At 63.5% G+C, this 16,132-nt stretch carries 9 protein-coding genes; all 9 read left to right on the plus strand.

What is annotated here, in order from left to right:
• Nucleotides 1-3,137, plus strand: a 3,137-nt coding sequence (locus tag PLC66_RS16270) for a helicase-related protein (protein WP_324542287.1), incomplete at its 5' end; no start/stop codon positions are given.
• Nucleotide 3,138: 1 nt separating this feature from the next.
• Nucleotides 3,139-5,412: a DUF262 domain-containing protein gene (locus tag PLC66_RS16275; protein ID WP_324542289.1), complete on the plus strand. Its 2,274-nt coding sequence runs from the start codon at nt 3,139-3,141 to the stop codon at nt 5,410-5,412.
• A gap of 116 nt (nt 5,413-5,528) precedes the next feature.
• Nucleotides 5,529-6,908 (plus strand): AAA family ATPase, encoded by a 1,380-nt coding sequence (locus tag PLC66_RS16280; protein ID WP_324542291.1) that lies wholly within the window; start codon nt 5,529-5,531, stop codon nt 6,906-6,908.
• Nucleotides 6,905-7,636, plus strand: a complete 732-nt coding sequence (locus tag PLC66_RS16285) for a retron system putative HNH endonuclease (RefSeq protein WP_324542293.1) — start codon at nt 6,905-6,907, stop codon at nt 7,634-7,636. Before PLC66_RS16280 ends, PLC66_RS16285 begins: the two co-directional genes overlap by 4 nt.
• Nucleotides 7,633-10,557: a DUF1156 domain-containing protein gene (locus PLC66_RS16290; protein ID WP_324542295.1), complete on the plus strand. Its 2,925-nt coding sequence runs from the start codon at nt 7,633-7,635 to the stop codon at nt 10,555-10,557. The genes PLC66_RS16285 and PLC66_RS16290 overlap by 4 nt, the downstream gene beginning before the upstream one ends.
• A gap of 11 nt (nt 10,558-10,568) precedes the next feature.
• Nucleotides 10,569-11,609: an AAA family ATPase gene (locus tag PLC66_RS16295; protein WP_324542296.1), complete on the plus strand. Its 1,041-nt coding sequence runs from the start codon at nt 10,569-10,571 to the stop codon at nt 11,607-11,609.
• Nucleotides 11,606-12,118 (plus strand): hypothetical protein, encoded by a 513-nt coding sequence (locus tag PLC66_RS16300; RefSeq protein WP_324542298.1) that lies wholly within the window; start codon nt 11,606-11,608, stop codon nt 12,116-12,118. Before PLC66_RS16295 ends, PLC66_RS16300 begins: the two co-directional genes overlap by 4 nt.
• A 24-nt stretch (nt 12,119-12,142) precedes the next feature.
• Nucleotides 12,143-13,210, plus strand: a complete 1,068-nt coding sequence (locus PLC66_RS16305; RefSeq protein ID WP_324542301.1) for a PDDEXK nuclease domain-containing protein — start codon at nt 12,143-12,145, stop codon at nt 13,208-13,210.
• Nucleotides 13,207-16,032, plus strand: coding sequence for an ATP-binding protein (locus tag PLC66_RS16310; protein WP_324542303.1), 2,826 nt, complete (start codon nt 13,207-13,209; stop codon nt 16,030-16,032). Before PLC66_RS16305 ends, PLC66_RS16310 begins: the two co-directional genes overlap by 4 nt.
• The last annotated feature ends 100 nt before the right edge of the window (nt 16,033-16,132 follow it).

Consider the following 16,132-nt stretch of genomic DNA (forward strand, 5'->3'; position numbering starts at 1 on the left):
AGACGATCATGGCGGGCCTGTTCATCCGCGAGCTCCTGATGCGCGCCGACGCCCGCCGTGTGCTCATCGTCGCCCCAGGCAGCCTTGTGGAGCAGTGGCAGGACGAGATGCGCGAGAAGTTCGGGCTGGAGTTCCGCATCTTCGGTCGCGACCTCGTCGAGAACAGCGCCAGCGGCAACCCGTTCGAGGACACCGATCTGCTGGTGGCCCGGGTCGATCAGCTCTCGCGCAACGACGACCTGCTGCAGAAGCTCCAGCTCACGCGCTGGGATCTGGTGGTGGTCGATGAAGCGCACAAGCTCTCGGCCAACTACTTCGGCAACAAGATCAACAAGACCAAGCGCTTTCAGCTCGGCGAACTGCTCGGCAGCATCACCCGGCATTTCCTGCTGATGACCGCGACACCGCACAACGGCAAGGAAGAGGATTTCCAGCTCTTCCTGTCGCTGCTCGATTCCGATCGCTTCTACGGCAAGTTCCGCGACGGGGCGCACAAGGTGGATGTGTCCGACCTCATGCGCCGCATGGTCAAGGAAGAGATGCTGCGCTTCGACGGCACGAAGCTTTTTCCCGAGCGCCACGCCTACACGGTCAATTACCGCCTCTCGGATCTCGAAGCCGCGCTGTACGGCGCCGTCACCGACTATGTGAAGACGGAGATGAACCGCGCCGATCAGCTCGAAGACGGTGCGCGCCGCGGCACGGTCGGATTCGCGCTCACCGCGCTGCAGCGCCGGCTTGCCTCGAGCCCCGAGGCCATCTACCAGTCCCTGCGCCGTCGCCGGACCAAGCTGCAACGCCGGGTCGAAGAAGAGAAGCTGCGCCAGCGCGGCGAAGTATTGGCCAACAGCGTGTTCACCAACGGCGCCGGCGAAGACATCTGGGATGCGCCCGACAATCTCGCCCCGGAAGACTACGAGGAGTTCGAGGAATCCGTCGTCGATCAGGCTACTGCCGCCCGCACCATCGTCGAGCTCCAGGCTGAGATCGTCATCCTCGAAGGGCTGGAAGAACAGGCCCGCCAGGTGGTGCATTCCGGCCAGGACCGCAAGTGGGACGAGCTCTCGCGCCTGCTGCAGGACACGCCCGAGATGCACGATGCCGACGGCCGCCAGCGCAAGCTCATCGTCTTCACCGAACACCGCGACACCCTCAACTACCTCGCCGTGAAGATCCGCGGCGTGCTCGGCAGCGAAGAGGCGGTCGTGCTCATCCACGGCGGCGTCAAGCGCGAGGACAGGCGCAAGGTGCAGGAGCTCTTCCGCAACGACCCGGTGGTACGCGTGCTCATCGCAACCGACGCGGCCGGCGAAGGCGTGAACCTGCAAAACGCCAACCTCATGGTCAATTACGACCTGCCTTGGAACCCCAACCGCATCGAGCAGCGCTTCGGCCGCATCCACCGTATCGGTCAGACAGAGATCTGCCACCTGTGGAACATGGTCGCCAACGAGACCCGCGAAGGCGACGTCTTCCAGCGCCTGTTCGACAAGCTGGAAGTCGAACGCAAGGCCCTGGGCGGGCGGGTGTTCGACATCCTGGGCGAAGTGTTCGAGGAAAAGAGCCTGCGCGAACTGCTCATCGAGGCCATCCAGTACGGCGAAGACCCCGCCCGTAAGGCCGAGCTCTTCCGCAAGATCGAGGGCGCGCTCGACACCGACCACCTGCAGAACATCATCCGTCGCAACGCGCTGTGTGAAGAGGTCATGGACCCGCAGCGCCTCTACGCGGTGAAGGAAGAGATGGAGAAGGCCGAAGCCCGCAAGCTGCAGCCCTATTTCATCCGTGCCTTCTTCAATCAGGCGTTCCAGTCGCTCGGGGGTGAACTGCGTTCGCGCGAAGCTGGCCGTTCCGAGATCACCCATGTGCCCGCGGTCATCCGTGAACGTGATCGACAGATCGCGGGTCGGGACCGGCGCTACAACGAGCCCGTGCTGCGTCGCTATGAGCGGGTGTGCTTCGAGAAGGAGCACGTCCGCGTACCCGGCCGAGCCGAGGCCAAGATGGCAAGCCTCATCCATCCCGGTCATCCGCTGATGCAGGCCGTCACCGACATCGTGCTGGAACAGCATCGCAACAAGCTCAAGCAGGGCGCGGTGCTGATCGATCCGGCCGACATGGGACTTACGCCGCGGCTGATTTTCAGCATCGACCATTCGGTGAGGGAAGGGGCAGACCAGACTCGTGTCGTTTCACGCCGTTTGCAGTTCGTCGAGATCGACCCGCAAGGCCACGCGATCAACGCCGGCTGGGCGCCACACCTGGACCTGGAGCCCATTGAGCCTACCGACATTGCCCTGATACAGGATGTGCTTGCAGCGCCTTGGATCGCGAGAGATCTCGAGCAGCTCGCCCTCGCCCATGCTTCCCAGCAACTCGTGCCCATGCACTTCGACGAGGTGCGGCAACGCCGCGAGCAATCGGTCGACAAAACGCTCGGGGCTGTCCGCGAGCGCTTGGTGAAGGAAATCAACTTCTGGTCCGACCGCTACATCAAGCTGCAGGACGACATGGCCGCCGGGAAGGACGTGCGGCTGACGCTGGAGAACGTGCGCCGCACGATCGACGATCTCACCGCCCGGCTCGAGTCGCGCCAGCGCGAACTGCAGGCCATGCGCCACGTCGTCTCTGCCACGCCTGTTGTGCTGGGTGGCGCGTTGGTGATCCCCGCCGGCCTGCTGATGCAGCGCAAGGGCGTGTCGCAGGAGGTAGGTGGCTGGTCGGCCGACGCCGACGCTCGCGCTCGCATCGAGCGCATCGCCATGCAGGCGGTGATGGACGCCGAGCGTGCACTAGGCCACGACGTGATCGATGTCTCCGCGCAAAAATGCGGTTGGGACGTGACCAGCATCCCGCAGTCCATCGACGGTCGCATTCCACCTTCGCGCCACATCGAGGTGAAGGGGCGGGCGAAGGGCGCCACCACCATCACCGTCACCCGCAACGAGATCCTCTACGGACTGAATCAGGCCGACAAGTTCATCCTCGGGATCGTACTTGTCGATGGCGACCACCAAGAAGGACCGTATTACGTTCGTCAGCCTTTCCAGCAGGAGCCGGACTGGGCCGAGACCAGCAAGAATCTGGATCTCGGCCTGCTGCTGGAGCGTGCTGTTCGCCCGGAGGAGACGCTCTGACATGAGCGACATCGTCAAAATGGCGGAGGCTTGGTGTGCGACGCGCGCGCGTCGCATCGCGCCCCCGAGCAACTACATTGCCGGTTTCGAGATGCCCAACGGGCGCCAGATTGCGCTTGAGCGAGACCGAGCGCAGATCTACGTCTGGACCGAGCAAGTCTCGCTCGACGATGCGCCGGCGGCGCCGGTGCGCGCTTACTCGGCCGAGAAGTCGCGCAACTCGAACCTCAACGGGAAGAACTGTCCGCGGCTGCGCGTCGGGAGCCCGGTGCTGTACTGGATCTTCCATACGCTTGACGAGCTCGTTCGTTTCCTCGTCTGGTACGGCGACTTCCAGCAGAAGGGGATCGCTGCAGAGCCGCAGCCAACAAAGGCGCCGCAAGACCTCCTCGCACCCGGCAACACGCCCGCGAATTCCGTCCCCACCCTCGCGACTAACGCAATCCCTTCGAGTTCCTTTTCGATCCCCGGTGCATACATGGGTTACCAGACCACGACCGTTGCCGAAACGCTCAACCGCATCAACCGCGAACTCTTCATCCCCGCCATCCAGCGCCCCTACGTATGGACGCCCGAGCAGATCATTCGGCTCTTCGACTCGCTCATGCGCGGCTATCCGATCGGCGCCCTGATGTTCTGGGACCTTCCGCCCGGCAGCCGTGACGACTGGGAGATTTATCGCTTCGTAACCCACTTCCGCATGGGGTCCATTCACAACGAACCCTCCGGCCTCAGTGCGGACGACCGCGTTTCACTGGTCCTCGACGGGCAGCAGCGCCTGACCTCCCTGCTCATTGGGTTGCAGGGCTCCTACACGGTCAAGCGCAAGCACAAGCGCAAGGCCACCGATGATGCCTGGGACGAGAAGATCCTCTTCATCGACCTCGCCCACGCGCCCGAAATGGAAACCGATCAGGAAAACGACGAGCTGAGCCCGATCGCCGAGCATTACCGCTTCGAGTTCGTGGATCAGGCCCACCCCCCAATCAGCATAGGCGACGAACTCTGGTTCGAGGTCGGGCTCATCCTGGCTGCGCCCACGCCCGAGCAGCGCGACGTGATGGTCGAGAACTGGGTCGAGGCCAACCTCAATCTCAGCGAAACCGGCAGGACAATGGCGCGCGCCAACCTGCTGCGCCTGTGGGATGCCGTCTGGCATGACCAAGCGATGGCCTACTTCACCGAGTACAGCGATTCCTACGACCGGGTCCTCGACATCTTCATCCGCGCCAACGACGGCGGCACACGACTCAGCCGCAGCGATCTGCTGATGTCGGTGATCACCCTGCGCTGGGAGCGCTTCAACGCCCGGGAAGAAACTGAAGAGCTCATCGACGACCTCACCGAGTCCCTGAACCCCAAGCGCGCGATTACGCGCGAGTTCGTGCTGCGTGCTGCGCTCTTCCTCAACGATCTCGATTTCTCGATCAAGGTGCAGAACTTCGTCCCGGCCAACATCCGCGTGCTCGAGCAGAGCTGGGAGCGAACCAAGGAGGTCTTGCGCTTCACTGCCCGGGTCCTGCGCGAGATGGGTTTCTACGGCGAGCGCCTGTTCAGTACCAACGTGGTCATGCTGCTGGCCTACTACCTGCATCGCAGCAATCCGTCGGCCGAGCTTCGACTCGCCGATACTGACCGGCAGCGCATCCGCCGCTGGCTCGTGCTACTCGACTTCAAGAGCCTCCTGAGCCTGCAGACCGGGACGACGTTCTCGACCTATCGCAGCGTCGTCCGGCGCAACCTTCAAGGCCGCAGCGACTTTCCGCTGGCCGAGGTCGCCGAGGGGTTCGGCCGCATGGGTCGCTCGCTCGAATTCGGCGAGAGTGACCTGCGTACCTGGACCTCGACACCCATCGAAGCCTCGAACGCCGAGGCGTTGTTGTCGCTGATCTACCCCGACGACTTGCCCAACTTGAGGCGTCGCGCGCTGCCGTTCGTGCAGTCGCGCTTCTTCATGCCGGATGAGCTGCATCGTGCTGGCGTACACGACGCATTGATGCCGGCCGTCCAGGGCTTTGCCAACAAGCTGATCCTCGGTGTCGCGCTTGATACGCGCGAGCAGGAGAGCTACTTCGCGCTGCCCTTCGAGCAATGGGCCGCCAGCCTGTCGCCCGAGGCGCGCGCGTTTCACTGCTTGCCGGACGACCCCGCGCTCTATGCCCTCGACCGACTGCCGCAATGGGTCAGCGCCCGTCGGGCGTTGCTCTCTAAGAAGCTGGTTGGCCTGATCGCAGACGTGAATGAGCCCGTTGGCAGCATTCCCGAGCCAGCGTGAGACGAGTTGAGTTGCGGTGAGCGCGCTGAAGCCATCTCATCCAAGCTGGAGCCCGACTGGGCCGTGAGTAGCATCAATCTCGACTTGAGCAATTTGTTCAAACGCGTGGAGGCGTCATGCCCCATCTGAATCTGCAGGCGTTGAAACTGCGCGACTACCGCTGTTTCGAGGTTCTCGACATCGATTTTCATCCGCAGCTCACGGTGCTTGTGGCCGCCAATGGGGCGGGCAAGACCTCTGTCCTCGACGCGATCGCAGTGGCGTTCGGCCCCTACGTGGGGGCCTTCGATGAGGCTGTTGGCAAGCATTTCGAGTCCAGTGACATCCGCCTGTTCAAGGTTCGGGAAACAGCCTCGCACGAGATGGAGTACGCCCCGAATGGCGTTCGCTTGGAAGCGTATGGATTCATTCCCGATAGCCTGATCGATAGCGTTTCGGAAAATCACCGATCATCGATCTGGCGTCGGGCACTGACAGGCCCGACCAAGGCCAAGACGACGATCAAGGATGCGAAGGAGCTGATCGACTACGGAAAGCGCCTGCAGGAAGCTGTGCGCACGCCCGGCAAGGTAGTCCTCCTGCCCTTGCTGGCCTACTACGGCACCGGCCGCCTCTGGCAGCAGAAGAAGCTGATGGCGAGCAAGAAGATCCAACGTACTTCGCGCACGATCGGCTATGCCGACTGCCTCGATCCTGCATCGAGCTATAAGGCGTTTGTGGAGTGGTTCCGCTACTGGAATCTCAACGCCAAAGAGACGCGCATCAAGGCGCAAGAGACAGGCCAACGCTCCACCCATACCGAGTTCGAGGGCTATATCCAGTCGGTCAGCGGCGCGGTGAACGCATGTCTTGCGCCAGCAGGCTGGAAGGACATCGAGTATTCGTTCACCGAGGATGCGCTGGTGGCGCATCACGATCAGTTCGGCCAACTCCCAGTCGAGCTGCTCAGCGACGGTATTCGCAACATGATCGGCATGGTTGCTGACATTGCATTCCGTGCTACCAAACTCAATGGCCACCTTGGCTCAGAAGCAGCAATTCGAACACCCGGTATCGTGCTGATCGATGAGGTCGACATGCACCTACATCCGGAGTGGCAACAGGTGGTGTTGCTGAACCTCACTCGAGCCTTTCCGGCCCTGCAGTTCATCGTCACCACCCACAGCCCGCAAGTGCTCAGCACGGTTCGCCGCGAGAACATCCGGGTTCTGAGTCCAGACCAGAGTGGCAACATCATTGCCACTGAGCCCATGGCACGCACCTATGGCGAACCCAGTGGCGACGTGATGCAAAGCGTGATGCTGGTCGATCCCCAGCCGCCGGTCGCTGAAAAGGCCGATTTGCAGCGCCTGACCGAATTGGTGGATCAGGGGCGTTATCAGGATGACACAGCGATCAGTTTGATGAGCGCGCTCACCCAGACGCTGGGCGAACAGCACCCTCAGCTTCAACGCCTTCGCCGCAGCATTCAGCGGCAGGAGGCCCTGAAACGATGAGGGCGATTCACAAGCAAGGTTCGGGAGGTTTCCATCTCAACCAATCGCATGCCAATCCGCCCCAAACGCCCGAACAGGCAGGCAGCCGCTGGAGCAGCTTTGGTTACAAGGGGGAGGTCTTGCAGCGCCTTCTGGACGAGCAGTTTCACCTGTGCTGCTACAGCGAATTACGCGCCGACGAGGAAGGGCTGGGTTATCACATCGAGCACGTCGAGAACAAACGGCAGAATCCGCCTCGCACGTTCGACTACGCAAACCTCGCCGCCAGCGCACTCCACAGCGATGAGCTTGGCACACTGAAGGCTCGAGGCGAGGAGGTGTTCGGCGGTCACGCTTCAGGTAAACAAAGCGCCAATGGGCCTGTGGACATGTTGCGCTTCGTCTTGCCGCATCAACCGGACTGCCGCCGCTTCTTTGCCTACCTGTCCGATGGTCGCGTGACACCTGCTGATGATCTCGGTGAGCAGGACCGCGACCGTGCGCAGTACACCATCGACACGCTTAACCTCAACAGCCCGTTCCTCGTCACCCGACGCCGTCAGTGGTGGGATGAACTCGACGAACTGTTCAGAGAGCACGTCGATAAAGGCTGGAGTCTCCCCGATCTGGTGGCGATCGAGCTTGTGCCATCAGGCAACAAGCTCAGGCGCTTCTTCTCCCTGACCCGACAATTTTTCGGCCCGGTAGCCGAGCAAACGCTGCAACAGCAGGCGCCTGCACTCCTATGACCCCCCTCAAAACCCCCAAAAAACTCATCGAAGTCGCCCTCCCGCTCGACGCCATCAACGTCGCCGCGGCGCGCGAGAAGTCGATCCGCCACGGTCACCCCAGCACGCTGCACCTGTGGTGGGCGCGTCGGCCTTTGGCCGCAGCACGGGCGGTGATCTTTGCGCAGATGGTCAACGACCCCGGCTACGAGCGCCACCTGGGGCGCGGGGTGAACAAGGAAAAGGCCGCCATCGAGCGCGAGCGCCTGTTCAAGATCATCGAGGACCTGGTGCAGTGGGAGAACACCAACAACGAGGACGTGCTCGCCCGCGCCCACGCGGAGATCTGGAAGAGCTGGCGTGAGACCTGCGCGCTCAACCGCAGTTACGTGGCCTCCCATCCGCAGGCGGCCGAGCTCTTCAACCCGGACAAGCTGCCCGCCTTCCATGACCCATTCGCGGGTGGGGGCGCGCTGCCGCTGGAGGCGCAGCGCCTGGGGCTGGAGAGCTACGCCAGCGACCTCAACCCGGTGGCGGTGACCATCAACAAGGCGATGATCGAGATCCCGCCGCGCTTTGCCGGCCGTGCGCCGGTGGGGCCGACCGATTTTCTCCCCTCGCCCTCAGGGAGAGGGGCCGGGGGAGAGGGAGGGCTTTTCGCCAAGGACTGGTCCGGCGCCAAGGGCCTGGCCGAGGACGTGCGCCGCTACGGCGCCTGGATGCGGGCGGAGGCGGAAAAACGCATCGGCCATCTGTACCCGAAGATCGAAGTCACCGCCGAGATGGTCTCATCTGCCACCGCTCAGCGCCCGGACCTCAAGCCGCTGCTCGGGCAGAAGCTCACCGTGATCGCGTGGCTGTGGGCGCGCACGGTGAACAGCCCCAACCCCGCCTTCAGCCACGCCGAGGTGCCGCTGGCCTCGACCTTCGTGCTGTCGAGCAAGGCGGGCAAGGAGGCGTATGTGGAGCCGGTCGTCGACGGGGATCGCTACCGCTTTACGGTGAAGGTGGGGACGCCGCCGGAGAGTGCGAAGGACGGCACCAAGCTCGGGCGCGGTGCGAACTTCCAATGCTTGCTGTCGGATACCCCGATTGAACCGAAGCATATCTACGCTGAGGCCAATGCAGGGAGAGTGGGCGCACGGCTGATGGCAGTCGTTGCCGAGGGTGTGCGTGGTCGTCTCTATCTGTCGCCCATGCCTGAGCAGGAAGCGATCGCACGCGACGCACAGCCAGAATGGAAGCCCGAAGTTGCGATGCCGGAGAACCCGCGCTGGTTCTCGCCGCCGCTCTATGGCCTGAAGACCTACGGCGACCTCTTCACCCCCCGCCAACTGGTGGCGCTAACCACCTTTTCCGATCTAGTGCAGGAGGCGATCGAGAAGTGCCGCCAGGATGCGTTGACCGCAGGATTGGCCGATGACGGCACCGGACTGGATGCCGGCGGCAGCGGCGCGACGGCGTATGCGCAGGCGGTGGGGGTGTATTTGGGACTAGCGATCAGCCGCACGACGAATACCGTAAATGCGCTTGCGGTCTGGTCTCAAAGCAGAGAGCAGAGCGTTAATCTTTTCAGCCGACAAGCAATTCCCATGGCTTGGGATTTTCCGGAAGTAAACCCGTTTGCGGGAGCCGCGGGGGATTTCGCGGCCACCACTGCCTCAATGGCGAAGGTCGTCAGTGATTGTTCGGAAACACCCGCGCATGTCTCGCAGTTCGACGCACAAGCCCAATCAATCACTCAGGGAAAGGTTGTATCTACAGACCCCCCCTACTACGACAACATTGGTTACGCTGATCTGTCCGATTTCTTCTACGTCTGGCTACGCAAGAGCCTGAAGCCGATCTTCCCCGGTCTGTACGCCACGTTGGCCGTGCCCAAGGCCGAGGAACTGGTTGCCACACCCTACCGTCACGGCGGCAAGGAAAAGGCTGAAGCCTTTTTTCTTGAAGGTATGACTCACGCCATTCACAACTTGGCTGAACAGGCGCATCCGGCATTTCCAGTAACGATTTACTACGCTTTCAAACAATCCGAAACCAAAGGCGATGCGGGTACATCAAGCACTGGCTGGGAGACCTTTCTGGACGCGGTTCTTCATGCGGGATTCGGAATCGTCGGTACTTGGCCCATGCGTACTGAACGGCCAACTGGTGTCAAGGTCGCCACGAACGCCCTCGCCTCCAGCATCGTCCTCGTCTGCCGCAAGCGCGATGCCGACGCCGCCACCGTCAGCCGCCGCGAGTTCATCCGCGAACTGAACGCCGCGTTGCCCGAGGCGCTGATGGACATGACCCGCGGCGGCATCAACAGCCCGGTGGCGCCGGTCGATCTGTCCCAGGCCATCATCGGCCCGGGCATGGCGATCTTTAGCCAGTACGCGGCGGTGCTCGAAGCCGACGGCAAGCCGATGAGCGTGCGCACTGCGCTGCAGCTCATCAACCGCTTCCTCGCCGAGGACGACTTCGACCACGACACCCAGTTCTGCCTGCACTGGTTCGAGGGCCAGGGCTGGGCCACCGGCAAATATGGCGAGGCCGACGTGCTCGCCCGCGCCAAGGGCACCAGCGTGGCCGGCCTGACAGATGCCGGCGTGGTGGCCTCCGGCAAGGGCGACCTGCGCCTGTTGAAATGGGCCGAGATGCCGCGCGACTGGAACCCGGAAACCGACACCCGCGTCCCGGTGTGGGAAGCCCTGCACCAGATGATCCGCGCGCTGAACCAGGACGGCGAAACCGCCGCCGGAGCGCTGCTCGCCCGCATGCCCGCCCGCGCCGAACCCATCCGCGCGCTCGCCTACCGCCTCTACACCCTGTGCGAGCGCAAGGGCTGGGCCGAAGATGCCCGCGCCTACAACGAGCTGATCACCGCCTGGAGCGGTGTGGAGCGCGGGGCGAGCGAGGCGGGGCATGTGGGGGCTCAGGGTAGTCTGGATATTTAGGGAGGCTTGGGATGATCAAGACGCTGGAAGTCCAGAATTTCACCGCGCTACCAGACGCGACGTGGGAGTTCGCGTCTGGACTGAATGTCATCGTTGGTGAGAACGGGTTTGGAAAGACGCACGTCCTGAAGCTTCTGTATGCATTGCTTAAGGTCCCGTCGGACGCCAAGGACCTCAGTGCCGCGCAACTTGAGCGGGCCTATGCCGAAAAACTGGTGGGAGTCTTTCGGCCCGAAAGCCTAGGACGCCTCGTAAAGCGGAGGCAGGGGCGTGGCCGCTGCGGATTCAGCGTTCGAATGACCGATTCGCAGTTAAGCGTGGCTGGTGGCTTTGCATCGAACGCCAAGTCGCAGGTGGAGCTGAAGAAGCGTCCGACCAAAGGTCTTGAGCGCTCGCCGGCCTATCTGCCGACCCGTGAGCTGGTGACCCTGTGCCCGTGGTTTGTACCGCTGTACGACAACTATCACCTCGAGTTCGAGGAGACCTGGCGGGATACCGTGTCCTTGTTGGGCAATCCGTCGTTGAAAGGCCCCCGGGAGAAACGCGCGGCAGCGCTGCTGGAGCCGCTGGAGCAGGCCATGGGCGGCAAGGTTCAGGTGGATGCGGCGAGTGGGCGCTTCTACCTTCAACTGCCGGGCGAGGGCCGGATGGAAATGCCGCTGGTCGCGGAGGGACTGCGCAAGATCGCAATGCTGGCGCGCCTGATCAGTACGGGTACGCTGCTGGAGCAGGGTTATCTGTTCTGGGATGAGCCGGAGACCAACCTCAATCCGAAGCTGATCAAGGTTATCGCGGCCAGCATCGTGGCCGTCGCTGCCAGCGGGGTGCAGGTCTTTGTCGCCAGCCATTCGCTGTTCCTACTGCGGGAACTGGAGATGCTGCTCGGCGACAAGCAGTACCAGAAGCTACCCAGGCGGTGGTTCGCGCTAGCGGCGAAGGACGGCGATGTCGCGTTGGAGCAAAGCGATCAGGTCGAGCATATCCAGACCCTGGTGATGCTAGATGAAGAGCTCGCTCAGTCGGATCGGTTCATGAACTGGGAGGGCGCATGAGCACGACCATTGCGGAAGGCGCGTTGACCTTCACGTTCGCGGCCGACGCGGAGGCGAGCAAGTACGACGACTGGTCCTTCTATCGCAACCAGTTCCAACAGGGCTGCTTCACGGACAACAAGGCGGTAGATCTGCTGTGCGAGTTGAATCGCAGCGCCTGGCTGATCGAGGTGAAGGATTACCGGGCGCATGCTCGTACCAAGGCGGTAGATCTGGCCGACGAGGTGGCGATCAAGGTGCGGGACACACTGGCGGGTTTGGTTGCCGCGAGCGTCGGCGCCAACGACCCGGTTGAGCGCGCATTCGCTCGCCGGATGGTGAGGGCGCAACGTATGCGGGTGGTTTGTCACATCGAGCAGCCGGCCAAAGCCAGTCGACTACGCCCCCGCGTGATCGAGCCGGACAAGCTCAAGCTGAAGCTTCGCACGCTGCTCAAGGCCATCGATGCGCATCCCATCGTGATGGACCGGAGTGGCACAGCCGCCACGTTGCCGTGGGTAGTCTCCTGAGTCCGTGCCGTAGGAACTGAATCGATGACTGCTCCGAGAACCGACGCCTCCTTGCTGAACGAGCTGCGCGGCCTGATCGAACAGGCCCGGCAGCACATCGCGCAAACGGCCAACAGTGCGGTGACGATGCTGTACTGGCATGTCGGCCTGCGCATCCGCAGTGAGGTGCTCAAGAACGAGCGTGCCGAGTATGGCGAGCAGATTGTGTCGACGCTGTCGACACAATTGGTCCGCGAGTACGGCCGCAGCTTTGGCGTGCGCAGCTTGCGCCGCATGGTGCAATTTGCCGAGGTGTTCCCGGACGAGGCGGTGGTGGCATCGCTATCGCCGCACCTGAGCTGGAGCCACTTCATCGAGATCCTGCCGCTGAAAAAGCCGCTGGAGCGCGAGTTCTATGCCGAGATGTGCCGCATCGAGCGCTGGAGCGTGCATACCCTTCGGGAACGCATCGGCAGCCAGCTCTACCTGCGCACGGCGCTCACCAAGCAGCCCGAGGCGCTGGTCGATGCCGAGCTCGTCAAGCTGCGCGCGGGCGGCCAGATGACGCCCGACATCGTGTTCCGCGACCCCTACATGCTGGACTTTCTCGGCCTGCCCGACGGCTACAGTGAGCGCGACCTGGAGGCCGCCATCCTGCGCGACATGGAGCGCTTTCTGCTGGAGATGGGCGCGGGCTTCACCTTCGTCGCCCGCCAGAAACGCATCAGCGTGGGCGGTGACGACTTCTACCTCGACCTGTTGTTCTACCACCGGCACTTGCGTCGGCTGGTGGCGGTGGAATTGAAGCTGGAGAAGTTCCAGCCCGCCCACAAGGGCCAGATGGAGCTGTACTTGCGCTGGCTGGACAAGTACGACCGCGCCGCGGGCGAGGAGTCGCCCATCGGCCTGATCCTGTGTGCTCAGGCCGACACCGAGCAGATCGAGCTGCTCGACCTGGGAAGCGCCAACATCCGGGTTGCCGAGTACCTGGACAAGATTCCCGACATGAAACTGCTGCGCGAGCAGTTGCACCGTTCGGTGCAGCGGGCGCGCGAACAGGTTGCACTGGGTGCCCTGCCGCCTGTGTCCGAGCCTGATGGAGAAGAACAATGAGTCTGAAGCCGTGGCGCGAGATCGCCGTTCCGCACGAGGACGTGCTCAAGGGCACCTTCCAGCAGGCCGAGTTCGCGGCCGACCTGTCGCGCGTGCATCTGGGCACGGCGACCGCCGAGTACCAGGACCCGTCGCTGTTCTTCCAGCGCACCTTCATCACCGAAGGCATGCGTCTGCTGCTCGACTCCGTGGTCCATCGCCTGACCGGGCGAGGAGGCGATCCGGTAATCCAGTTGCAGACGGCCTTTGGCGGCGGCAAGACGCACACGATGCTGGCGGTGTATCACCTTGCCAAAGGCGAGGTGTCGGCCTCGGACATGCCGGGCATCCCGTCGATCCTGAACGCGGCCGGCGTGGTGGAGATGCCGCGGGCGCGTATCGCGGTGCTCGACGGCATCCGCCTCTCGCCCAACCAGCCGATGAAGCGCGACGGGCTGGCGGTGAACACGCTGTGGGGCGAGTTGGCTTGGCAGCTCGGTGGTGCCGAGGGCTACGCCATGGTGCGCGAGGCGGACGAGTCCGGCACCTCGCCCGGCAAGGGCGTGCTCGCGGACCTGCTCGGGCGCTACGCACCCTGCGTGATCCTGATCGACGAGCTGGTGGCTTATATCCGCCAGTTCGAGGAAGGCAAGACGCTGTCGGGCGGGTCCTTCGATTCCAACCTGAGCTTCGTGCAGGCGCTCACCGAGGCGTTGAAGGCGGTGCCCACCGCAGTGCTGCTCGCTTCGCTGCCCGAGTCGGACAAGGAAGCCGGCAGCCAGCGCGGCGTGAAGGCGCTGGCTGCCCTGTCGCACTACTTCGGCCGGGTGCAGGCGCTGTGGAAGCCGGTGTCGTCCGAAGAGGCCTTCGAGATCGTGCGCCGTCGGCTGTTCTCGAGCATCGGCGACAAGCTGGGTGCCGAGGCGGTATGCCGGGCCTTTGCCGACTACTACATCGCCAACGCGGCCGACCTGCCGCACGAGACCCAGGAGGCGCGCTACTTCGAGCGCTTGATGCACGCCTACCCCATCCACCCCGAGGTCTTGGTGCGCCTTTACGAGGACTGGTCTTCGCTCGACAACTTCCAGCGCACCCGCGGCGTGCTGAAGCTGATGGCGAAGATCATCCATCGGCTGTGGAAGGACAACAACGGCGACCTGATGATCATGCCCGGCAGCCTGCCGCTGTACGACGCCGACACCCGCAACGAGTCGATCTACTACCTGCCGCAGGGCTGGGACCCGGTGCTGGAGCGCGACGTCGACGGCGAGCGCGCGGAGACCACCGAGCTGGAGAGCGTGGATACGCGCCTGGGTAGCGTGCAGGCGTGCCGGCGCACGGCGCGGACGATCTTCCTTGGTAGTGCGCCATCCACTGCTAACCAGATGGTGCGCGGCATCGAACTGGAGCGGGTTCTGCTGGGCTGCGTGCAACCGGGGCAGCAGATCGGCGTGTTCAAGGACGCGCTGCGCCGCCTGAACGACCGCCTGCACTATCTGAACTCGGGCAATAACCGCTTCTGGTTCGACACGCGGCCCAACCTGCGCCGCGAGATGGAAGACCGCAAGCGGCGCTTCCAGGACAAGGACGATGTGATCCCTGCCGTCCGCGACCGCGTGCAGCGCACGCTGGCGCCGGGCGTGTTCGGCGGTGTGCATGTGTTCACCGCCAGCGCCGACATTCCCGACGACTGGGCGCTGCGTCTCGTGGTGCTGCCGCCGACAGCCGGCTACAGCCGCAGCGGCGACCAATCGGCGATCCGCTACGCCACGGAGATCCTCAAGCACCGCGGCGAGCAGCCGCGTTTCAAGCAGAACCGCCTCATCTTCCTGGCCCCGGATGCGGACAGTGTGAGCCGCCTGAAGGATCAGGTGCGCTCGGTACTGGCTTGGCAGTCGATCGTCGCCGACATCAAGGACCTCAAGCTCAACCTCGACCAGTACCAAGCCCGGCAGGCAAGCCGCAGCCTGGACGACGCTAACGAGGCACTGCGCGGAATGGTGAAGGAGAGCTACCGCTGGATGCTGGCACCGGCCCAGTTCGCCGAGCGCGGGAAGGGGCTCTCGGAGCTGCAGTGGGAACCGTTCCAGATCAACTCCGGCGCGCAGAACCTGACACAGGAGATCGAGCGTGTGCTACGTGAGAACGAGCTGCTGATTACGGAGTGGGCCCCGATCCACCTGCACAACGTGCTGAAGACGTGGTTCTGGAAGGACGGCACTGGCGAGGCCAATGCGCTCAACGTCTGGCAGCAGACCTGCCAGCAGTTGTACCTGCCACGCCTGAAGGACGACGCGGTGTTCCACAACACGCTTGCTGCGGGTGCTGAGAGCCGGGATTTCTTCGGCTTCGCGCAAGGCAAGGAGGATGGTCGCTACCTGGGCTTCCGCTTCGCGAAGCGGACAACGCCCATTCTGGACACCGCGCTGATCCTGATCGAACCATCACTTGCACACGCCGAGGCCGAGCGCATCGCGGCCGAACGCGCGCAGGAGGCGGCGGGCGCTGCAGCGGTGACCTATCCGCTTGGCACACCGCCCAGTGGGCAAAAGGCTGCAGACTCGGGCGCCGCCCCGCGCGTTGTCTCTACGCCAGCCGCGGGGACCACGGCGCCTCGGACACACTTCTTCGGGACGATCGACCTCGATCCGGTCATGGCGAAGCGGCAGTTCGCCGACATCATCGACGAGGTGGTGCTGAACTTTACCGCTAAGTCGGGCGTGAAGGTGCGGATCTCGATCGAGATCGACGCCGAGAGCGAAGCAGGCTTCGAGGATGGGTTGCAGCGTGCCGTGAGGGAGAACTGCAACGTGTTGAGGTTCAAGAACGCGGAATTCGACTGAGCCCGATCTCTGAACGGATCAACGCCCGGGAGCGCGCTGTCGAGCTCAGCTCGGCGATAGCTGCATCCTGCTTCGGTTCCCGCCGGGACGAACGTCAGCG

This window comes from Thauera sp. (genome assembly GCF_035444905.1).
Lineage (GTDB): Bacteria > Pseudomonadota > Gammaproteobacteria > Burkholderiales > Rhodocyclaceae > Thauera.